At 60.5% G+C, this 21524-nt stretch carries 24 protein-coding genes; 4 read left to right on the top strand and 20 right to left on the bottom strand.

Annotated elements, in window-relative coordinates; all coding sequences use genetic code 11:
• A partial coding sequence (locus C8N35_RS23960) for a hypothetical protein (protein ID WP_210203633.1) occupies positions 1-455 on the top strand: 455 nt, incomplete at its 5' end.
• Positions 456-839: 384 nt separating this feature from the next.
• Here the strand turns inward: C8N35_RS23960 and C8N35_RS21050 are convergent.
• From C8N35_RS21050 to C8N35_RS20995, 12 genes are all read right to left on the bottom strand, one after another.
• Positions 840-1844 (bottom strand): hypothetical protein, encoded by a 1005-nt coding sequence (locus C8N35_RS21050; RefSeq protein ID WP_107991705.1) that lies wholly within the window; start codon positions 1842-1844, stop codon positions 840-842.
• 87 nt (positions 1845-1931) lie between these two features.
• Entirely contained in the window at positions 1932-2909 is a 978-nt protein-coding gene (locus tag C8N35_RS21045; protein ID WP_146177449.1) for a hypothetical protein, read from the bottom strand.
• An 11-nt stretch (positions 2910-2920) separates the two neighbouring features.
• The gene (locus tag C8N35_RS21040; protein ID WP_107991703.1) at positions 2921-3481 is read right to left on the bottom strand and encodes a tetratricopeptide repeat protein; all 561 of its coding nucleotides are present in this window, start codon (positions 3479-3481) and stop codon (positions 2921-2923) included.
• On the bottom strand, positions 3478-3957 hold the full coding sequence (locus tag C8N35_RS21035; protein ID WP_146177448.1) for a pathogenicity island protein: 480 nt from the start codon (positions 3955-3957) through the stop codon (positions 3478-3480). The genes C8N35_RS21040 and C8N35_RS21035 overlap by 4 nt, the downstream gene beginning before the upstream one ends.
• 35 nt (positions 3958-3992) lie before the next feature.
• The gene (locus C8N35_RS21030) at positions 3993-4487 is read right to left on the bottom strand and encodes a CesT family type III secretion system chaperone (protein ID WP_170122204.1); all 495 of its coding nucleotides are present in this window, start codon (positions 4485-4487) and stop codon (positions 3993-3995) included.
• Positions 4488-4561: 74 nt separating this feature from the next.
• Complete coding sequence (locus C8N35_RS21025; protein ID WP_107991700.1) at positions 4562-5770, bottom strand: hypothetical protein; 1209 nt, start codon at positions 5768-5770, stop codon at positions 4562-4564.
• A gap of 117 nt (positions 5771-5887) precedes the next feature.
• Complete coding sequence (sctE, locus tag C8N35_RS21020) at positions 5888-7006, bottom strand: type III secretion system translocon subunit SseC family protein (RefSeq protein ID WP_146177447.1); 1119 nt, start codon at positions 7004-7006, stop codon at positions 5888-5890.
• Between the two features lie 50 nt (positions 7007-7056).
• Positions 7057-7626: a tetratricopeptide repeat protein gene (locus C8N35_RS21015; protein WP_107991698.1), complete on the bottom strand. Its 570-nt coding sequence runs from the start codon at positions 7624-7626 to the stop codon at positions 7057-7059.
• Positions 7627-7734: 108 nt separating this feature from the next.
• On the bottom strand, positions 7735-8109 hold the full coding sequence (locus C8N35_RS21010) for a SirB1 family protein (protein WP_107991697.1): 375 nt from the start codon (positions 8107-8109) through the stop codon (positions 7735-7737).
• A gap of 2 nt (positions 8110-8111) precedes the next feature.
• Entirely contained in the window at positions 8112-8498 is a 387-nt protein-coding gene (gene sctX, locus C8N35_RS21005) for a type III secretion apparatus assembly protein SctX (protein ID WP_107991696.1), read from the bottom strand.
• Positions 8499-8506: 8 nt separating this feature from the next.
• Positions 8507-10042 carry a hypothetical protein gene (locus C8N35_RS21000; RefSeq protein WP_107991695.1) on the bottom strand — a complete coding sequence of 512 codons (1536 nt, stop codon included), beginning with the start codon at positions 10040-10042 and terminating at the stop codon, positions 8507-8509.
• Between the two features lie 14 nt (positions 10043-10056).
• Positions 10057-10518: a hypothetical protein gene (locus tag C8N35_RS20995; protein WP_107991694.1), complete on the bottom strand. Its 462-nt coding sequence runs from the start codon at positions 10516-10518 to the stop codon at positions 10057-10059.
• A 196-nt stretch (positions 10519-10714) separates the two neighbouring features.
• On the opposite strand from C8N35_RS20995, the gene C8N35_RS20990 reads away from it, so the two are divergent.
• The 3 genes from C8N35_RS20990 to C8N35_RS20980 all read left to right on the top strand — a co-directional run bounded on the left by C8N35_RS20990 (position 10715) and on the right by C8N35_RS20980 (position 13280).
• Positions 10715-11956, top strand: a complete 1242-nt coding sequence (locus C8N35_RS20990) for an HrpJ domain-containing protein (protein ID WP_107991693.1) — start codon at positions 10715-10717, stop codon at positions 11954-11956.
• 20 nt (positions 11957-11976) lie between these two features.
• Complete coding sequence (locus C8N35_RS20985; RefSeq protein WP_107991692.1) at positions 11977-12372, top strand: type III secretion system chaperone family protein; 396 nt, start codon at positions 11977-11979, stop codon at positions 12370-12372.
• A 257-nt stretch (positions 12373-12629) separates the two neighbouring features.
• The gene (locus C8N35_RS20980; RefSeq protein WP_107991691.1) at positions 12630-13280 is read left to right on the top strand and encodes a hypothetical protein; all 651 of its coding nucleotides are present in this window, start codon (positions 12630-12632) and stop codon (positions 13278-13280) included.
• Positions 13281-13475: 195 nt separating this feature from the next.
• On the opposite strand, the gene gspD is transcribed toward C8N35_RS20980, so the two are convergent.
• The 8 genes from gspD to C8N35_RS20945 form a co-directional block, all read right to left on the bottom strand.
• Positions 13476-15644, bottom strand: a complete 2169-nt coding sequence (gene gspD / locus C8N35_RS20975; protein WP_170122203.1) for a type II secretion system secretin GspD — start codon at positions 15642-15644, stop codon at positions 13476-13478.
• Positions 15645-15810: 166 nt separating this feature from the next.
• Positions 15811-18216: an EscD/YscD/HrpQ family type III secretion system periplasmic domain-containing protein gene (locus C8N35_RS20970; RefSeq protein ID WP_146177446.1), complete on the bottom strand. Its 2406-nt coding sequence runs from the start codon at positions 18214-18216 to the stop codon at positions 15811-15813.
• A gap of 231 nt (positions 18217-18447) precedes the next feature.
• Complete coding sequence (locus tag C8N35_RS20965; protein ID WP_210203632.1) at positions 18448-18771, bottom strand: EscF/YscF/HrpA family type III secretion system needle major subunit; 324 nt, start codon at positions 18769-18771, stop codon at positions 18448-18450.
• Positions 18772-18805: 34 nt separating this feature from the next.
• Positions 18806-19078 (bottom strand): hypothetical protein, encoded by a 273-nt coding sequence (locus C8N35_RS20960; protein ID WP_107991688.1) that lies wholly within the window; start codon positions 19076-19078, stop codon positions 18806-18808.
• A gap of 6 nt (positions 19079-19084) precedes the next feature.
• Positions 19085-19774 (bottom strand): Crp/Fnr family transcriptional regulator, encoded by a 690-nt coding sequence (locus C8N35_RS20955; protein ID WP_107991687.1) that lies wholly within the window; start codon positions 19772-19774, stop codon positions 19085-19087.
• Between the two features lie 72 nt (positions 19775-19846).
• Positions 19847-20128: a hypothetical protein gene (locus tag C8N35_RS23740; RefSeq protein WP_146177445.1), complete on the bottom strand. Its 282-nt coding sequence runs from the start codon at positions 20126-20128 to the stop codon at positions 19847-19849.
• A 96-nt stretch (positions 20129-20224) separates the two neighbouring features.
• Positions 20225-21007, bottom strand: a complete 783-nt coding sequence (locus C8N35_RS20950) for a hypothetical protein (RefSeq protein WP_107991686.1) — start codon at positions 21005-21007, stop codon at positions 20225-20227.
• On the bottom strand, positions 20997-21524 hold the full coding sequence (locus tag C8N35_RS20945) for a hypothetical protein (RefSeq protein WP_107991685.1): 528 nt from the start codon (positions 21522-21524) through the stop codon (positions 20997-20999). The genes C8N35_RS20950 and C8N35_RS20945 overlap by 11 nt, the downstream gene beginning before the upstream one ends.

The following is a 21524-nucleotide window of genomic DNA, read 5'->3' as shown; positions in this document are numbered from 1 at the left end:
ACGAGCAGCGCGACTATATCTCGGTGGCCGAGGCAGGTTCGGATGGCGGCGCCTATATCAATTACACCTACACCGAGAAGGGCAGCCCGCTGCAGTTGCGGATGCCGGCCAAACCCGGCGACTATGAAATCCGCTACATCCTGAGCCAGGACAACAAGATCCTCTCTTCGACACCCGTCACCGTCACGCCGGTCGAGGCGTCGGTCTCTGCTGTTGGCAGCGCGCCGGGGGACAGCGAGATCACCGTTACGTGGAGCGGACCCGACGAACAGCGCGATTATATCTCGGTGGCCGAGGCCGGTTCGGATGGCGGCACCTATATCAATTACACCTACACCGAGAAGGGCAGCCCGCTGACGCTCAAACTGCCAGACGCGCCGGGGGACTATGAAATCCGCTACATTCTCAGCCAGGACAACACCATCCTCGCCCGCCAGAAAATTAACGTGAAATAGGCTCGTTGCCGGCAGCACCGGAACGACATTCGGACACCTGCGCTGATGACGTCGGTTTGACAGATCCAAGTCGGCCTCGGCAATCGCGCCCGATTGCCGAGGCATCGATGTCGGGCGGTGCGTTCCATCGCTCCATGTGAACGCGGTGACCCGCCACGGGCCTTTCATCCTGCGGCGACCGGACCCAGGTTTTGGGGGGCGCCGATGGGCGCAGGTGGAGGATGACGCCCGCTCCACGCCGGAGAACCGCATCCCGACCGACTTCACCCGTAAAATCGCCGCTTGCAACTTCTGCCTCCTTTTCCCGAAATCTCCGAAGGAGGCGCCCACGGATCTGGCTGTGGTTGCCGCTCGGGCGCCAGGCCATCCGGGAGAAGAGAGCACCTACAGAGCGATCTGCAGCCTGCCGCCCTTGTCGGTTGCGGCTGCGGCCGCGTTGGGATCGAATTCGGCGAGATCGGACGACTGAATCAGGGTTTCGAGCGCACTGAACACAGATGCGAGCAGGCCCACGGCCTTTTCCAGAACGGCCTCCACGTCGCCCTCGCTCAAATCGTTATCGGCAATGAATTCCTGTATCGCTTCGTCTTCGAGACGAACTTCAAATATGTTCTCCAACAACGGCAGAATGTCCCTTATCTTCTCCTCTTTCTGACCAGAAGACGCATATTCCTGCGTGTCTTCGCTTTGAATCTCGTCTGTCTGATACATTGCCTTCAAAATGAAACTGCCAAGGAAATCTCCGAAGAGATTCAGGACACTCAAGGCATCGTTCAAGTCAGAAATTTCGCCCGACAGTACGTTCAACTGGTCATTCAGCACGCCAATTTCGGAGCTGAGCGTCGAAATCTGATCTTTCAGCACCGCGAGCGCCTGTTCCGCCTTGGTCTTGTCATCGCCCTCAAGGCCCGGAATGGCTGCGCTCAATTGGCTGGCCTGCGCGTTCAGTGCCGCCAATTGACCGTTCATGCCGTCTCGCGTCGCGGTTTTCGTTTCCATTTCAACAGTCTTGTCGGCGATGCCCTGGCGAAGGCCTGCGGCATTGGCGAAATTGCCGGTCATTTCGCTCAATACGTTGCGCCGCCGGACCGCCCTGGCGATCCCCTTCAACCCATCGCTTTCCGACGCCAGCTGATCCACCGTCAGCGAGACTTGCGCCAAGATTGCCTCGATGTCGCCGGCGTTGCGCGGAGGATGAAGGCCAAGAACGCCGAGGTTCGAGCTTGTCCGGAAGAAATCCTGAAACACCGCCCCGATCGTCGCCGCACCCGCCGCGGTTTCGGCCGTACCGGCCTGCCCGCTCTGCGCGACCGAGCCGCCATCTTCGGCTTGCGTCTGCTGGGGCAGAAGCAGGGACAAAGCCGACTTCAGCGAGATAGTGGGATCCATGACCAACGGTCCTTCGACTGTGAAAATTCTGGATTCATGACGCCATCCGGCGTTCGCCGCTGTGTCGTTTGGTGCAGGCCGCGCCCGTCAATCGAGATAGACGCGATCTCTGCGCAGACGTTTCGCAGCTGCCGCTCCCGGCCCGACATCCGGATCGTCCGGGGATCTGTCCGTCAGGTCTTCGACTTCCCGGTGCAATGTCTCGACGATTGCGCCAACAATCGAGATCAGGCAGGCGAGCCACATCATGATCTTCCGGCCGGTATCATCCCGTGATGGCATCTGCTCTTGCAGCTTTTTCAGCAGGCCCGCATTGAGACCGAAGCCCGCCAGATAGGACAGGACTTCCTCGTCGGAGAGATTTCCGCCGTCCTCAAATTGCCTGACCAGCCGAGAGGCGGCCTTTTCACGGGGAACATCGGACAGAATGACATTCGGCCAGCCGGGTATCATGGCCGCATTGAGGATCACCATGGAGAGAAGCCCGCCATCGGCGCCGTCCTCCCCATCCGCCTTTTCCAAAAGCCGATAAAGGCGGTCCAGAAGCTCGGTGTCGCCGAAATTGAGGTCGGGACGCGCCGGAAACGACACACGGGCCTCGGGTTCCATCTGATCGTTCGAAACAGCCCGGCTCGCAGGGTCCGCAGCGACGTCCCCGTATTCGGGCGCGCCGGGCGCTCCTGGCGCGGTGCCCTTCGCGATCGCGGCGAGGCTCTCGACGGCGCGGTTCAGGAAACTGTCCAGATCCGAAATACGGGTCGCCTTCACCGGCTCCCTCAGTCCGCTGACAAGACCACCGGTTCCCCCAGCACGGTCCGCGTCCCCTCCCGGCGGGTCGCGGAGCAATTGCTCGGCCAATGCCATCAGTGAGACCAGGTCCGAATAGCCGTCGGGGCCGTAGGGGCTTTCGTTCTCCGCTTTAGCTGCTCCACCCGCGGGCTGGTCGGGCTCCGGATGAAGGGGAGAGAACCCGGTTGCGCTTCCACCCGGCGAAACCCTCGCCGCGGCATGGCTCTGGAGGAGATCGCGGCAGGTTTTCAGCAACTCGCCGGTGCTGGAAGACACATTCGAACTCCCTATGCGAGGTGGATTTCGATCGCTTTTCGGAAGGGAGTGACGGCCTCGTTCAGATGCGCTTTCTGATCGCCGGACGCGGCGGCATCGAAACGATCCAACGCGGCAAGAGCCTCTTTCCAACGACTGTCGCGGAGGAACACTTCAAGCCGATGAAAATGCGGGGCCGCGGAAGCGGGATCGAGGTGGGCCGCCTTGTCGAAAGCCTCCAGCGCCTGCGGGAAATTGCCCTTTGCGCGCAGGCAGATGCCAAAGCCCAGCCAATGATCCGGAATGCGGCCATCCAGTGCACAAAGAGTGCGGAAGATCTCCTCCGCACGACCCACCTGCCCCAGCCGCAAGTACTGGTAGGCACGAGCGTAGAGCGCCTCCAGTGCATCTTCATTCAGACCAAGGGCGCCCCGCAACGAGCCCGTCTCGGCAAGCCTGTGGAACAAGGCCCGGCCATCGATCCCCAACGGCTCGAAGCTCCGGGTGACGAGCGCTTCCAGCAGCGCCAGCGCGGCGCCTTCAAGTCCGAGCAATGTGCCGGGCTGCTGCCGCGCTCGTCCGGCAGGCGTCATGCGCTCTTCCGTACGTCAAGCTGCTGCAAAAGCCTTCGGCATTCGCCTGACAGAGCGTGATGCTCATCCGCGTCGGCGAATTTCAGCGCGTCCGCCATGTCCTCCCGCGCTTCCGCGAAATGACCCATCGCGAGGCATGCGGAGCCGGAAAAATAGTATCCAAACGGATTTTTCGGCTTCAGCACGATCATGGCGGAGCTTGCCTCCAGCGCCGCTTCATAGAGGCCGTTTTTCAAGGTGCAATTCGCAAGCCCTTGCAGACAGTGGAAATTCGATGGTTCGCAAAGAACCAGGGCCATGTACATGCGAAGCGCGGTGAGGGAGTTGCCGGCCTTGTTCTTCATGTTGGCAACGCCGAGCGCGATCTGGAGGTCCTCGCTCTTCAGACCCAGCTCGTCCCGCAGCGCGCCGTTCCACAATTGCGTGGTCACGCTCTCCGGCAGGTTCTCGATTCTTTGACCGACTAGATTTTCCATGATGCCCCCAATGGATGGCCAAGCCCTCGCGGGCCTTAAGGTTTGAGAATAAGAAAATCCGCACCTGCCGATGTTTCCCTTGTCCGGCCTGCAATATTGCCGAATTGCACGGGAGCGTTATCGTCCGCGATGATCACGCGAAGTGTTTCGAAGGTGGAGATCACATCGTAGACAAGGTCGGAGAGTTTTTCGAAATCATGCCGTGTCGTGCGATAGAAACCGCGCGCAAAAATCACGCCTGGCTTGCCTGCGTCCCTTTCGCAGACCGTCAGTGTGTCCCGGGCCGGCGACAACGCGAAATTCAGCTTCAGGACTTTTTCCAGTTCGACACGTCTGACGCTATCGTTTTCGCAGAGCTGGCCGACGCGCATTTCCACAACGAGCGTCTCGTCATCGTCTCCCGGCTTCAGGGCGACATCCAGGTCGTCGACCTCCAGAACGATGACATCGTCCTCATCGAACACGGGCTCTCCCAGAGCCAGGTGGCTCCAGAAATCGCGGATAGTTCTTTCAAATACGGAGCGGTCCATCGCAATCTTGTCCGAAAGTCTGGCAGGAGTGAAAAGGCAATCGCTGCCGGGGCCGCCGCCTGCCCTTCGCATGGCTAGCCGCGCGTAATGGCCGTCATCTGACCGACTTCGGCGTCGAGCATTTCCTTGATGAAGTTGATCAGCGTCTTCATCATGTCGTTGAGACTTTGCTGCGCCTCCGCGCTGAGGTCGGCGTAGCTCTTGGTCAATTCGGCATCGGCAGCGTCGCGCGCCGCGTCGGCCTCAGCTTCCTTCGACGCCAGATTATGACCCGATGCGGCTCCCGCAGCGATCCCGTTGCCGGCACCGCCGATGGCACCGGCCAGTCCCGACGCGCCCTGGATCTTGGCTTCGCGGACGCCGATATCGCGTAACCCGAGCTGGAATTCGGTATTACCCGCCGGATCCGTCATGTTCGGGCTCTGCTGCGGCGGCGGCGTCGCCGGATCATTGGCTGCGGCGGCATTCGGATCGCGGGCATTGGCCGAAGGCGCGCCGTCGGCGCCGGTCGTGCTCTTCGTTTTCTGAATGGTGAGCTTGAGCTCGAACGTTTCCACCTCGGTGGCTTCCGCCGCCTTGCCCGCCTTGCCCACCTTGCTCGTCCCGGAGGCCGTGGATGCCCCCGCCGCATCGCCGATGTCCGCGGCCTTGCCCAGCTTGTCCGCGCCATTCATGTTCGGCGCGCCGTCAAGACCGTCCGCCTTGGGGATGGCGCTTTTGAGCTCTTTCAGCTTCGAGGCGTTCTTCAGCGCTCCGCCGAGAGAGATCGAGGAGGCAGCGAAGGAAAAGGCGGCCGCGCCGATGCTGACGCACATCTGCATCATGGCGGCGGAAGCGGCCTCCTTGCCGGCGGTTTCCAGCTGATCGGCCTGGGATTCCAGTTCACTCCGCGCCTGCTGGCGCAAGGCCAGCCTGTTGTTCAGCGCGTCCTTTCTCTGGAGACCGGCCAGTTCGACCATGAGACGGGCAAGGATGCGGGAACTGTCGCCCGGCGATGTGCTCGCGGAGAATTCCTGGATGATGTGCGCGGCCTTCTCGAAACGATTCAGAGCCGAACTCAGGTCCGACGCGTTGATATCGCCAGGAGGGCTGAAGTCCGGGCTCTTGACCAGCGACAGGAAAATGGCCTGCTCGCCGGCCGGCAAGGTCGTGGCTCTCGCCTGGATTCCCGCCGCGACTTCCTTGGCCTGCGTGGAGGAAACGGTCAGTTCGCCTGCCGAATTCACAAAGGAACTGGGAAGGTATTGAGGATCGATGCCCGCCTGGGCCGGCGTTATCGCCATGTCTCAATCTCCGATGGATTTCGCTGGCTCCGATGAATTTTACTGGAGCGAAGAACGTTCTGAGGGAGCCAGAACAGCGCTTCAGCCTTTTGGCTACGCATTGATCGCGTCAGGGTCTCAGCCGGTGAAATGCGCGCGCCCCATCGTGTTCGCGCGATCGTTCATCGAACCCTGTACCGTTTCGAGCATGGCGTTGAAGCGCGAGTTCGCGCCGGAAATCTGGTCCACCAGAACGTCGATGAAGTCGTCGAGCGTCTGGATGAAGGCTTCCATCCGCTTGCCCTCGGCCTGATTGGTCCTGGCTTGCGCGCCGAGATCGGCCGCTTCCTTGTTCGTGATCGCCTGCCCGACAGAGGATGAGGCTTCGCCGACAGTCGCGATACCGGCGGCGGCTTCACCGGCGATCTGGACGGTTTTCATCGTCGCCTGCGTCGCCTCCGCAACGCCGGTACTCGCCGAGGCCAGGCTGGAGAAGCCCACGCCGATGGTGGCAATCGCAAGCGCCACCGCCACGACAGCCATCGTAATGGCAAAACCGGTATCCCAGTCGGATGCGATCTTCGCGGCCTCTTCCTCGGTCTTGCCCTGGTTCATCGCAACGCTGTAGGCGATGTTGCCCATGATGCCCTTGCCGGTGGTGGCGTTGACGATCGAATCCACCGTCATGATCAGACCGATGACGCCGCCGGCGATCATCAGCGCGCCGACCGCGGCCCCCACACCCGTCGCAATCAGCGCGGCGCCGACGACAATAGATATCGCCGCCGCGATTGCCGAAAAGGCGGTCTTGATCCAGCCGAAGATACCGCTCTTTTCCTTGGCCTTCTGGGCCTCATCGAACTTGTCCTGGGCTTCGCCGATCTTCTTCTGCTTTTCGCCGAGAGCGGCCCGCTTCTTTTCCTCGTCGCTGAGCAGCTTGCCGGTCTGCACGTCGCCGACGATGTCCTTCATCTTCGCGATTGCCGACGCCAATTCCGCATCGAGGGCATCGCCGCCGGTCCTGGACATCAAGCGGCCGAGCGCGCCCATGACGGCGCCATAGCTGCGCGAGGCGCTTCCCGCCGAACCGCTCTTGGTGTTGGCGCCGCCGCCCGCCTCGGGAAGAGCCGTCGCGGCATACCCGGCGAGACCGGATTTCAGGACATCGGCCTCTTTCTGACCTTGTGCCTGATCCACCCCCAAACCAAAGCCAACCAGTGAGGGATCAGAGTGACGAACAACGCTCGCGTCAGACATGATATCAATTCCCGCTTGCATAACGTGCTGTATTGAAACGACGTCTCGGGTCAGAGCGCGTTTTCGCGCGCATCCGACGCCTCGCTGATCACGGACAGCATCGCCTCGGCCTGGGCTTTCATCGCGGGCTCGCCGTGGCCCCGTTCGACCAGAGCTGCGGCGACCTCGAACACGTCGCGGGCGTTATCCAGCTCTCGCGCCGCCAGGAGGCATTCGCCGAGTTGCAGATAGCCGTCGACATTGGTCGCATCGAGCCCGAGGGCGACCACATGGAGCTTGGCCGCCGTCTCGAACTTGCCCTGAAGCTGGTAGGTGGTCGCCAGCGCGAAGGGAAAGCGGGCATCGAGCGAATCCAGCTTGCAGAGCATGCCGAACGTGTCCTGCGCACCCTGCAGATCGCCGCCGCCCAGAGCCTGGAAGCCCGACTGAAACAGGGCATCGACCTCGCGGTCGGTCAGATCGAATATTTCCTTCGGGGAATAGCCGGCCTGCATCAACCTGACCCGGTTGTCCTGCGCAAGCCCGGAGCTTTCCATGATCTTTTCGATCTGCGGGGCGGACGCCGCCAGCAATCGCGAGAAGTCTTCCCCTGAAGAAAATCCAAGATCCATGATCGACATGGCTCTCCCCTCCCAAACAGCGATAATATCTTTGCCTGTCTAGCAGCGGCTTGCGCCCGCCTGTGTACCGTAAGGCACACCCAAAGCTCAAAACATGGTCGCGACAGACTATTTGGCGACCAGACTCCGCGCGATCTCGGTGCTCTCCGCCGTGCGGCCGGTCTCCCAATAGCAACGCGCGCGCAAATACCGGCGGGCCCGGTTTTCGGGCGGCAGGTTCCTCTCCGTCGCGGCGTTCGGCGGATCGGCCTGGTCCAGCAATTCCAGGTCGTCGAGGGCCCCGGCGTAATCATCGCATTTGAAGCGCAGGACCGCGCGCGCAAGCAGCAGCTCAACGGTCTCTCCGCCGATCACCGCCAATGCCTCGACAAGGGCGAGCGCCTTGTCCGCGCGCTCGTGACTTGCGAGCACGAACACGGTCAGCGCGAGGTAATCCCTTTGCCGCTTCGTGAGGACCGTCGAAAGGGAAACAAGCTCCAGCATGGCTAGCCCTTGAGAAGCGCGGCCAGGGCGGCGCGGACCTCTTCTTCGAGCTCCATCTCGCTGCCCAGGATCACCTGCGCTTCGCTCAAGACCTGGCGCGCGTCCCCGCTCGCTTCATTGGCCAGATCCCCCAGCACTTCATGCGTGCTCAACCTCGTGTCGGACAGAACGTTGGGGTGAAGCAGCTCTGTATCCAGAAACGAGGGCTGCAGCAATTCGGTCAGGCGTTCGTCCAGCGAAGGCCGGTGCAGAATCTCGTCGAGCTCCCGCTGCTTGGGCAGGAATTTCGGGGCATCGCGTCCCCGTTGCGGAAGATGCGCCTCGTCATCCACCCGCCATCGCGAGACGCTTTCCAGTCCGATATTGAGCGGTCTGATCGGTGTCGACATACGACCCCCTACATCCGCGCGATCGAGGTGAGGCTGTCGTTCAGTCTGCGCAGGGCATTGTTCGCCAGATCGAAGTGACGGTTGCGCTCCTGATTGATCGACGAAATCTCGTTGGTCAGGATCTGGCTGTTCTGGTTGATCAGCGTCACCGCGTCAGCCAGCTGCGTGGAATAGATATTCCAGGCGGACTGGGTCTTCTCGACCAGTACGGTTTTTCCATCCTTGGTCTTGGAGAAGCTTTCGAGAGGGCGCGTGATACCTCTCAGCGCCTCCAACGGGTGCCCCAGCTTCAGCAGGTTCGGCCCGGAGAAGTACGACGAAAACATGATCATGGCGCGACGCTCCTGAACATCCAGGTTCATTGTCGCGGTTGACCAGTCGGGATCGGACGCCGAAACGACTGGTTCTCCGGTCGAGCCCGAGATGTTTCGCTTTTGTTTGCTGCCATCCTCTCCGGACGGGAATTGCTTCAGGACATCGTTCACGAGCTTCTGCATGGCCGCGTAATCCCGCAGCAGGGCGTTCTGCTGCTGCAGTTCCTCGGTGAGGACGGCGACCTCCGCCTCTTTCTTGATGTTGTAGGAAAGCTGAAGCATGGAAATCAGGGAGGGAAGATCCAGGCTTTTTCCCTGAACGCTGGCGCTCTGCGAGAGCGAATGGCGCTGCTTCGCCAGTTCCAGAAGACGTTGCTCCTGAACCAGAAAGCTATTCAGGCCGGATGCTATATTGGCGTTGTTGTCGAGACTGTTAAGCCCCTCATAGACTGTTGTCTCGGGGTCGGAAAACGACTGGGCCGCGACAGTCTTCTCGAATTGCCGCATCCTCTTGTAGCGATCCGTGATATCTGAAATTTCGCTGTTTATATTACTCGAGGAGAAAAGACTGTTCTGATCGATACGATCGATGATCAGCTCCAGCTGCTCCGTGAACACAGCCGCATGCTGGCTCCCGTCGCCGTTTATGTCATCGATTTCCGTTTGAACCAGCGCCGCCATCGCGGATCGGTAGGTATCCGCGCTCTCGCCAAGCGCAACACCCCACGAAGCAGCCAGGTCGTCCACGACATCCGGCGCATCCGCATATAGCGCGTTCGCATAGTCGGCGATCAGCTTCTGGTCGTCATTGGCCATCGGAGCGAGATCGGTTTTTGAAAGCGCCTGAAGCACCAGAACGGTTCGGCCATCGGAGCCCAGCAGGACATCGAGGCGCTCGCCTCCGCCGGTCAGCACCAGTTCGCCATCGACATCGCTGCGATTGAGCAGCTGCAATTGCTGGCTGGAGTGCAGACCCGAGAAGAATTCCGGTGTGATATCCGTCAGAGCGACGGTGCTCAGGTCGACCGTATTGCCGCTGCTATCCTTGGGACTTTCCAGGCTTGTGGCTTCACTGGAGCCGTCCATATACGGAAAGAGCGCCTCAGAATTGGCCTTGTTGATATCGGCGGCGGAGCCATCATCCGTGGAGCCGGGCAGGGTCTGCAGCGGATTGGGATCCGGCGCCGGGGAGCTCGGAAACGAGAATGTGGTCGCCCAGAAGTTCGCCATAAGACAATTCCCGATTACAATTTCAGACGGGTCCTGTGAAAAATGCGATGGTTTGAGCCGTTCGATGCCGGCTCGGCCGGCCGCTCCCCGCACAGACGGCTCAATCCCGTTTGCGACGGCGCCAGATAATCCAGCGCGGCAGCATTCTCATCCACCGACAGGCCGGCAATGCGCCTGATGTGCCGGTCGAAATCCGCGACACGCGTTGCGAAGTCTTCCATTGTCCCGGCACGGGCGATTCGGGACATCAGGTTCTGGCAATGCGCATCGTGCCGGAGCAACGGCGTCTCCATGATCGCGGACAAGGTCGTCTCGATCCCGGCAAAGACATCGCGAAGCCCCGCCTCCCGACGCAACGCCGCGGATCTGACCGCTTGCAGGGACTTCTCCACCTGCCGGATCTGCCGGTCGGCGTGCTGACGCCGCCACGCCGGGTCCTGCGATCCGTTTTCCTGCCTGTCGTTCTCAACCGACACAGGTCGTTATCCTTCCGCCGCATCTTCCGTGAGCACGGATACTGATTGGCAAATGAAGGAACCGGTGTGCCATTCGGCACATTAGCTAGAAGAATTGACAGGTATTTTCGCAGTCAGAGCTTTCAGTCCGGATCGCCCCCGCGCCACGCCGGCGGACAAGGTTCGCTCCGTTTGTCCTGACCTTTCGGGAGAGCGCATGGCTGAAATCAATTTGCTTCGCCAACAGGTCGCGTCCGGCAATGTTCAATCGACCGTCGGTGCGGAAGTGCTCGAACAGGCGCGCGGCGCGCAGAAGGGCAATTCCGCGGCAGCCAGCGTGATCAATAACGACCTGTCCGACATACAGGAGGAGATTGGCAACGCGGCGGCCCACCTCAAGGACAAGCGCTCGCTCGGCCAGACCAAGCTGCGGCAGGGTCAGGGCGCCAATCGCGAAGCCCTCAAGCGAATAGCCGACTATTACGACAAGCTGCCCGACAAGCCCCACGAGGATGATCTTCGCGACCTCGTCAAGACACTGCAGAAATTCGAGGACATTCTCGAAAAAGGCGGCGGGAGCGGTCAGCATGTCTCTGCCGACGACATCCTCCACGCCCTGCGGGATTTCGACAAGGACGTCACGCACCAATACGAAGTCCTTCGGGCGGTCATCCGCTATCACGAGGATACGCGGGCCGCGTTCGAGAATGGCGGCCCGAGCCCGGAACGGGCCGCGGCGCGCGAGGCTCTGCGCGCGGAACTCGATGCTGCCGAAGCACGGTTCGAGCAGGATCCGGATCTCATTCGCGACGTTCGCGCCGGGTATGCGATGGCGGCCCTGGCGAACGATGCCGCCCCGACGCTTGAAACCAACCCGGCCGCGCTGCGCAATCACTATCGCGAAATGTTGCGGGGCCCGAGAAACATGGCGCAGATCTTCGATACGCTGACCGGGTTCAACCTGCGTTTCGCATTCGATGCGGTCGTCGACCTGTTCATGGACGCGGCAGGGAATGATCTGGCGTCGACGACGACCAGCACCGACCCGGTGCTACTTGGGGCGCTCTTGAAAGAACTGTCAAAGCTCAAGACGATGCGGACGGTCTTCGGGGCCTGTCACGAGGCGCTCGCCAAGGTTCAGCGCATCGATCACGGTTTCGCCAATGGCGCCGGGGCGGGCGGGCCCGAGGAGCTTGCCAGCGCCCTGCTCCACTTCTGCACGAAACACGCCACGAACCTTGCCGACGCGCGCGCGCTGGCAAAACCGTTCGAGACAGACTTTCCGCCCACAATGGTCGTTTTCGCAAACGAATTGCGGGATCTCCACGCCATGGTTCCGGATCAGGTCTTTCCGTCCGATCAGGCATGCGTACAGCAGAAGAAAGTGCTCGAGCAGTTGCAGACAGAGATGACGGAAATCGAAGAGCAGTTTTTCGAAGCGCAAAACGCCCCCGATTGAACCCCGCTCGAGGAAGCTCCATGACCACCACGTTTTCGAGACAGATCCTGCAGACCATCGAGGACTTTGCGTCGGGTTTGCAGATCAACCAGATCGTGCAGGCCGGCAATGGCAGCGTGTCCTTCCTGCTCGATCGGGTGGGATTGATCGGTTTCTTTCCCGCAGAGGATGGAAGCCGGACGCTTATCAGTCTCAAGCGAACGCCCGGCCATCCGCCCCAGGTGGAAGACCTCGACAGCTTCCTGCGTCTTGCCAACCGGGAGCCCTATCTGCGTGCGCCGATCAATGCCGGCTTGGCCATGGACGGAGGGCTGCTGCTGATCGCGAGCCTGAACAATGACGACTTTGACCGACAGACCATCCAGTCCTGTCTGGATCGCCTGATCGGGCTGCACGATGGCACGGGAACGAACTAGCGCGGATCGGCCCAACGGTTCGTGGCGCGACGACCGGGAATTCGGTTGATACCTGGCCGCGAAGGAAGCCCCCGATCAACCGGACATTTTTCAAACAAACACGGTCCGATTACGAAGGGAAAGATATTCAAGTTGCCATCTACCGATTGATATATTTTATTGGTTGGCATAAATCTTTTTTATCTGATACACAGGACATGGACACCTGATCCTGCTCTCATACTCTGCTGCTCGCATTGATTGATTTTGGAGCGACTGTGTTCTACGAACCTTACGACCAAGCTATTTTGCTTGCTCCGCTGCCCGCACAGGATTTGGGCCGGAGTTGTTTCGAGCATGTCGACGCGGACGCGCTCATTGCGGGCAGTCTGATCGGCAATCTGGTTGAAAAGTTACGTGAATTTACTGGCTCGAGCGGAAAAGACGCGGTTACGCTGTCCAGCTATCTTTATGAGTGCGGACTGGCGGACCTTCCCGACCTCGGCCTCGAGGCCTTTTTACAGGCCCACTTCCCGGCCGGACCGGACCGAATCTCCAGCATCCATGATGTCTATGAGGCGGCTTGCGCCTTTTTCGCGCAGCGTGACTATGTGCGCGCGACGGGTCTGTTTGCGTTGATCGCGTCGCTGGAGGATGTGCGCAGTTATGGCCAGATCGCCCTGTCGGCCTGCGCGGCCAGGCAAGGTTTGTACAAGAGCGGCTATGATCTGGCGGTCGCGTCCGTCACCTCCAGCATGCCACACCCCCGCAGCTGCTTTCTTGCCGGACATTGCGCGCTTCGGCTCGATGAGAAGAAGACCGCACGGCATTATCTGGCGTTCGCCTCCCGCATCGCCCGCCGGAGCGCGACCTACAAGCCGGAGCGGCGTGCATCGCAGAGCAAACTGCTGGCGCTCCAGTTCGCCTGACCCGGCACCGATCACCGCTGACCGATGGGTTTTGGCGTGCCTCGCGCGCGCAGGCCCTTGCCTCTGCTGATAGGCCGCTGCCTCTGCTGACAGGCCGCAGGCCCGGCCTCAGCCCGCCGCCGCTTTCCCCGCCCACCCGGAAATGAAGGACGTCGCGGAGAGGCGCCCGCGCGACAAGGGCGAAGTGCGGGCGGGTCAGGGCGTCGACAGGCGCGCCTTGATCAACCGGGTGATGTTCTGAATCTGGGACGGCCTGCGCACCACGCGCGGCGTGATCATGACCACCAGTTCGGTGCGGCTCTTCTTGCTGTTCGTCTGCTTGAACAGGTTTCCCATCAGCGGAACGCTCGACAGAACGGGCACGCCGGTCGTCACCTTGTCGTCGCGATCCTGGATCAGGCCGCCGAGCAGCACGGTCTTGCCGGAATTCACGACGATATCGGAATTGATGGTCCGCTGCTGGATGATCGGCGTGAGTTCATCGCCGTTCGCCGCGGTCTTTGCGGAACTGACCTCCTGCTGGATGGTGAGAACGACGGAGTTGTCGGCGCGGATACTGGGCGTCACCTGCAATATGATGCCGACATCGCGAACCTCGATCTCGTTCGTCGTCGTCGTGGTTCCCGTATTGGTTGCGGCGGTTTGCTTGGTGAGATACGGGACCTGATCGCCGACCGACAGGCGCGCCGAGCGGCCGTCCAGGACCGTCAGGTATGGCGATGAAATGACCTTCACATTGGTAACCGCCTGTAGGGCATGCAGGACGAAGCTCGCGGTGTAGTCGCCGAAATCGATATCGAAGGAGGCGACGCCCCCCGCGCCGCCCGGGTCCGCGATAAATGGCGACCGGGAGGAACGCACATCGAGCCCCTCCCCGCGCAGATAAGCCTGCACGCCGTAATCCAGACCGTCGGTCAGATCGACCTCGACGATCGTCGCCTCGATGACGACCTGAGCCAACGGCAGGTCCAGCGCACGGACCACGTCGCGAATGCGCTTGAACTGACGGAAGGTCGCGTAGACCAGCAAGGCGTTGTTTCGCGTATCCGGCACGATTGAAATGCCGGTATCGGTTTGCGGAATGGTCGCGTCCACTTTCGGCGCGAATGAACCGTCATTTCGGCCTTGCTCGAAACTGGCCGCTGTCGGCGATGCCTGCCCTCTGCCGGTCGAAGAGCGGATGATGGAGGGCGTCGGGACACTGTCGCCGCCGCTATTGGCATCGGTTGTGGTCTCGTCCCGGTTGTCGGCGCGCGCTGTCCGGCTCGTGTCCGCGGGCCTGTTGCCGGCGCCGGCCCCCTCGCCTCCAAATATCGCATTGAGCTGGTTTGCAATATCGGCCGGCGGCAGGTGCTGAAGCGGAATGACGCGCAATGACGGCGCGTCCCGGTTGTCCTTGTCGAGACCGGAGATGAGGGTTCGGGCATTGCGCAGGATGCGCTGCGTCTTCGCGCCGACCAGCAAGGCCTGCTGATCCTCCAGCGGGATGATGAGAGGCACCTCGGCGGCCGCGATATCCTGACTGGAATAATAGGCATTGATCGCGCCGGCGACCTTTTCCGGCGAGCTTTCGCGCACCGGAATGACCGCCACCAGGCTGCTTGCGGCGCCGCTGTCGACCAGCGCCCGGATCAGTTCCGTGACCGGCTTCACATCGACCGGGCTCAACCGCAGGACAAGGGAATTGGTACTGGCAACCGGTGTCACCGTTGCTCCGCGCGGCAGAATGCTGGCCACGACGGCGGCGAGATCCTCCGCCTTTCCGCGCTTCAGATTGACGATCTGATTGACATATTCCCCGGAAGCGCCGGCGACCGCGTTGTTCTCGAGAACCGCGATCGTTTCGCCACTTCCGATCTGGTAAACGCCGTTGATCAGCTTCATGACGTAGCCATGGCGCGCGAGGATATCGCGCAGGATGGACGGAATGACCGCACGGGGCACCGGCTGTTCCGTTTTGAAGGAAACGCGCCCTTCCAGCTTGTCCGCGGTCACGTAGTTCGCGGCCAGCAAGCCGCCAAGAAGCTGCTTGACGACATAGTCGAGGGGATCGTTGTCGAACGAGATTTCCACCTGCTCGCTGAGGTCGTATTTCGATGCGCCGGCACTGGCCAGTTCGCCGGCATTGCGCTGAATTTCTTCGCCCGGAAGAGAGATATTGGTCGGCTCGTTATCGATGACGGCGACAACCCCGACCGGCACCTTCCCGCTGGACGGAAGATTGACGTTCGCCGTATCGATGCCCTTGCCGCGCACATCATCGCGATAGGATGCGAGCCAAGGCTCGCCCACAATGGCATCCGGCCCCTGAACCCCGGAACACCCCACCTGGAGAAGCAGAACCGCAATCATCGCAGGGCGCAACAGCCGACTTCTATACCTTGAGACTGATTTACAGAGCATTCTGACACATTCCCGCGATTCCGCCGCACAAAGACGCTTCTTCTGGATTGATATAAAATTAAGAGACAGAATATTCTCTATAGTTCACGCGCAAATATTTGAACTTTACAATATGTATACATTAAATCTAGTCAAATGCCCGCCAGGACAAGTCTTCTGAGTAGATCACAGGAACAATACCGCCACGAGATCTAACCAATGCCCCCAGGGCGCCGATGCTCGCCAGTCTGCTGCTGACGTCCGGCGAGCTTCCCTCCCGGATCTTCACGCCGTTTCTCATCTGCAGATAGCGGACACGATCACGAAGCATGACACCGCTTATCTGCATGGCCGGCACCTGGAAGTCGCGCACGAGGAAGCGGACGAAGGCCGGATTGCGCTCGGCCTCGGCGAGATAAAGCGACATCGCATGCAGGGGGATGCCCTGTTTGCCTGCGAGCCTTTGGGCACACAGGCGTGTGCGCTCGGGATTGAGGGCCGCCTCCAGCAGGAGGTACTGGCTGTTCTGATCGAAACCGACCAAGGACTTCTCGGTCGTCAGGCTCAGGAAATCGAGCCAGAACAGCACCGTCACCAGATTGGATTCCGTGAGCACCGAGCCGTCCCAACATTGCTGACGGCCGGCTTGCGGCTGCAGGATCAGGGGCAGAAACATGCTCCGCATGTCATCGTCGGCGCCGACTTTCGCGGCCGGCGCCTTCTCGGACGTCGCGGACGGACCGTCCGATGCGCCCTCTTCCGGCGTCGGAACCGCCGCGCTTTGGCGCGCCACGTTATTCCAGCGGTCGAGAACCCGCTCAGCGGTCGGGTCCGTCGTTTCGCTCGCCGGGGCGGCCCGTCCATCGGGGTTGACGTCACCGACCGTGGAACCGGGCGTGCCGCCACCATCCGCCAGATCAGCGGGAGCGGTCGGGCCAGTCCTTCCGACCTTTCGGTCCTGAGGATCCGCCGCGTGCGCCTCAAAGACATCCCTGGCACTGGCAACAAGATCATCCCCGCCAGGAGACGGCGCAGGCGGCTCCGGCGCGCGCCATTGACTGCCTGACGGTTCGGAAGTCACGGGCGGCTCGGAAGTCACGGGCGGCTCGGAGGTCACGGGCAGATGAGCGATGCCGTTGGTCACGTCGGCCGGATCGGACCGATTGTCGGTTATGGGCGCGGCAAGCTCGGCGAATACATCCTGCGGGCCGAAAGCCCCGAGCTTGAGCTTCTCCAGGTCCAGGACGTATTCCGGCTGTGCCCCTGCCGGGTCCGTCGTCGAGTTCCGGATCGCCGTCGACGCGCCTACCACCGTCGGCTTGCCTTGCGACAGGACCTGCCCCTGCTCGTTTACAAGCTGCACATAGGATGTAAGGGGGATGAGGTCGGCGTAGCGGCGCGCATAGGCCTGAATGAACCCGACCCAGGCGTCGAGCTTGTCGGTGGTGACGACGCCGCTGGCCTCGATCCGCTTGTTATCGAGCCGGAAGAGGACCGTATCGTCTATGCCGGAGCGTGCCGACAGTTGTCTGACTTCCGCGAAATACGTCTCCTCCGTCTTCACGTCATAGGTGATATCCGAGATCCCCAGGATTTCGCGCCGGATGGTATTCAGGAAGTGGTTCGAGCGGTCTTCCGACAGAATTGTGCCGCTGAACGTCAGCTCGCCCCGGGGCGAAAGGACATATGTCACGTCGACCTTCTGGTTGGCGATCGTGGCATCTATCTGGCTGCGGATGGTCTCCAGTATCCAGAGCCGCAGATGCACCTGAATTCCGGCTTCCTCTATCGCGTTCTTGAGCGCCCGCTGTTCGACCGGCTCTTCGACATACCCTTCGACATACAAGGCACCGTCAACTTCCTGGCGAAGCTTGATCGGGCGCCCGAAAGGAAACGCATCCAGTACGCTGCGGACGATCTGGAAACTGGAGCTCGTCGCGCGTCCCGTCGCATCGCCACTGGCGTGCAGGTCCGGAACGACCAGCCAGAGAAACGAGACAAGGACAAAGACGCTTCCCACCGCAACCGCCGCATATCGCCCCGCAGAACCGGAGCCTTTGTCTTGCGACCGAGAAGCGCGGGTGCGCTCCGCCTCCTTTTGGGGAGGCTTGCGCTGCTCCATATTGACTGTCAGGTCGGCCCATTTCGCGTCCGCCGGGCCGATCGCAACGGATATGCCGCCAATGGACAGCAAATCGAGCGGCTCGATTTCCCGCCATTCCTCGTCACCGGCCTCGATCTGAAGGCCGGAGCCGGTCGAAAGCCCGCCCCCTCCTCCCGCGACCGCGATGACGCCACCCTTGATGCGAAGACGCGCATGGCCGCTCTTCAACAGAACGTCCACGAACTGCAGATCGTCGTCCTGACCGGAGCCGAACGTATATTCGCCCTCCGACAAGGCCACTTCGACGCCGGATTGCAGGCCGGAAAAAACCTTCAGGATCAATTGGCCACTGTTGTCAATCGACGTCATTTCGCTCAACCATCGTATTTCGAACAAGCACTGCAAAGCGCCCGCCGATCCGCCTCGAGTTCCACTGCCGGCACCTGACAAGCTGCACGGCGGGCCCGTGACTTTCCGGCCATATTCCGTTCAGTTGGCAACAAGCCGAGCGATCGAGATATGCCAAACACATCTCAACACACTGATTTCTCTGTAGTTTTATCAGGCAGGCGATTTCGCCTGTGCGGTTGGAGCGGTTTCCTGTCGCCCAGGCGATTCCGCCAGAACGGAAACCGCTCCAGGTCTGTTTGTTGCCGGGCGAACCGGTCGGGCGGCCACTGATCAGTTCACGTTGCGGGCGATCGTCTTGAGAGAATCCGACACGCTCTTGATCATGTTGGTGCGCAGATTGGTCACCGCCGACCAGGCGTTCATCGCCATCTGCATCGAGAACATCTTTTCCGTATCGGAGAGGTTGGTGTTCGCCTCGATGTTCCGGATATCCTCCTCGATGGCGGCCATCTGGCCCTGAAGTTCGGTCTGACGGAAAATCAGGTCGAAACCTTCCCGGTTCGCGTTGTAATTCGCGGACCCCGTGCCACCGGGATAGGTCGGCGGAGAACCGGATGTTCCCGTAAACGCCGCACTTGAAGATATGTTTGCCATTTTTCGCTTCCTGTCTGTTCGTCCAACGTGCTTGTTATTTTCGGTCTGCTCGTAAACCTGCGGGAAACCGGGAAACAATGTCGTAGGCCGCCGCCAGAGCCACGTGCGCCGCGCTTGCCTTGTGATAATCCGCGGGCGTCATTCCCGCATCGATCAGCGCCCGCAATCGGCTTGCCTTGTCGGCCAGCATCGCGGCCGTCTGCTCTCGCACATCGAGCCCGTCGGGGCCTGCGAGCCTCTCCTCAAGATCGGTCATTCCGAAAGCCGGCCCGGCCTCGTCGTCGTGAGCGGAAATCGTGTTCGACATTGCCACCTACCACCCCCCGTTCATGGTCTGCGTCTCCAGGCCTTCCGGATCGAGAATGATGATTTTCCGGTCCTGGGCGACGATCAGACCCTCGCGCTCCCATGTCTTGAGCACCCGGTTGACATTGCCGCGCGTGCCCCGCGCCATCGCCCCGAGATCGCTCTGGGTCACCATCGTGCCCAGAAAGGGAACGACACGTCCCTTGTATTCCATGGTATGGCCGAGGCTCATCGTCAGCCGCAGCAAGGACAACGCCAGCCGCGCGGAAAGACTTGTCAGATAAAGGCTTTTAGTAACGTCAATATAGGTTTTGTAGCGACTGGCGATCAGGTCGCTGAGCGCCGCGCGAATTTCGCGGCCACAACTGTCGGCCGTATGGAAAATGTCCGCATTGACGACCAATACGCTGACCGTTCCGATTGTCGAAGCCGTATCGGTGTAGAAAGACCGGTCGAACACCCCCAGCTCGCCGAAGCTCTCGCCGGGAGGCACAATCGCATACAGGATCGCCGTCCCATCTTCCATGATGTAGGAGAGGCGGACATAACCGGATAGTACAATATAGAATTTGTCCGCAGAATCTTCCTGCAAGTATATCACACTGTTCTTATTATACACCGTCTTATACGACGATCTTGCAATCGCCGACTTGACGTCGGCATTAAGTTCGTCGTAATCAGGCAACCAATGCAACATTTCAAAACCTATCATTACTATAGAAGCAAGGAAAATTGCTTCTATTCAGATAAATCATTCGTGTTTTACTGCCTAGATAATCGTACCGGGCCGTTGATAGACTGACACAGCCTCCAGCTCCCTTGCTGGATCGAACCCGGTTGCATCCCGCCCGCCTTCGTCATGCGGCAGGGTCATCAGCCCGCCCCTGTTCAGATATTCTTCGAACTTGGATTCTTTCAGTTGAGCAATTGGGGTCGAGCCCTGCTCTCGCCGCACGGCTCCAAGATTATTGGATCCGTCCGGGCCGCGCGTCACTTCATTGAAAGCCGCCGACACAGTCGACTTCTGCAACGGGTTCGCAGTCCATGCCATGGCATCATCCCCTCAGCCTCCGAAAGCCTTAATTTTTTTAACATTCAACAGGGATATTCTGCGTCACTCTGTAACATTTAGCACTCTTATGACGATTCACCGATTTCTCTCCACGCGAAGAACAATCAGCGCCGACATGCCGTAGAGGATGATTATTATCAATTTTTCAATTACTTCGGGGATCCGCGACAAGGCTCGGCCTGTATGGAATGAGAAATGCGCCCCGCGCGCCAAACGTCCATCTTCGTTAACATGCAGACGGGACGAAGACGGGACGTCGGCCAACAATCCTTCAAGTCTTTTTCGGAATAGCTGATAATTACTTCGCGAGCCAATCAGATCAGAAAATCCGGGTGACCAGCTTGTGCGACCATTCGGGCCGACGCGATACAAGGCACGTGGCACGGATATAACAAGCGCCTTCTTAGCCGGGAACGAACCATTCCGGCCCAATACGTTCAGCATTTCGTTTGAGAAGTTAAATACTATAGGTCCGGGGAGTTTTTCTGAATGCCCACTGAGGACGCCAGGCGGCAAATCCCCTCGATTCAAGCCCTTGCGCGGAATTTCCGTCCCCGGATCGAACTTCTCCGAGCTGTGCCGGACAAGCACGATGCGATCGGAAAAAACGTCGATCACGGTCGCCGCATGCCCGCTGCCCCAGGTTCGGGCATAAAGGGCAGCGACCACGTCTTGCGGCGACAACGGGGGGCTGTCGTAAGTCTTGAAAGACGCTTCCAGGCTGTGAGCGGAGATATCGTTTGCCAGCGGGCCGCCACTCTTCGGCCCACCGGCAATGGCGAGCAGGAACAGGAGAACCGCAATCCCCAGGGTACTGGCGACGAGATCGGACAGAACGACAAACGCGCTATTGCGCATCGTCGTCGCCGGTCAAGCGCGTCCGCCCTGCGCCGAAATCGCATTGGCCCGGTTTGTATCGCTCCTTGAAGAACCCGCAGGCGCCGTCCAGAAAGACGCGCGAAATCGTTGAAAGTCCGGCACGGCTGAAGAGCGTCTCCAGCAGAAAAGCGGCCTCCTGCCCGCTTTCCTCGATGAAGAGAACGGGCACCTCATCCTTTCGCGAACTGGCCAGGATCCTCGACCAGAGCGGTTGATTGTCGAGGATGTCGTCGAGAGAGACAAAAGCGGGCTCCGGCCCCGAGACGGTTGCCCCGTCATGACGGGCAATGACCAGCAGCCGGGCCGCGTTGCCGGTCGCATCAGGCCCCTCCCGCAAGAGCCTTTCCATGACCCGTCCGATTTCGGCAATGCGGGACTTTGCGAGGTTCGCCATGGGCAGGATGGCGATCACCGACAGAAGAATGACGGCCGTCAGGCCGGCGAGAATATCGATCCCCGGATCGAACGGCTCTTCGGGACCGTCATCCTCCGTCAT

This window comes from Breoghania corrubedonensis, assembly GCF_003053845.1.
GTDB classification, from domain to species: domain Bacteria; phylum Pseudomonadota; class Alphaproteobacteria; order Rhizobiales; family Stappiaceae; genus Breoghania; species Breoghania corrubedonensis.
This window is presented reverse-complemented; position numbering and strand designations above follow the sequence as displayed.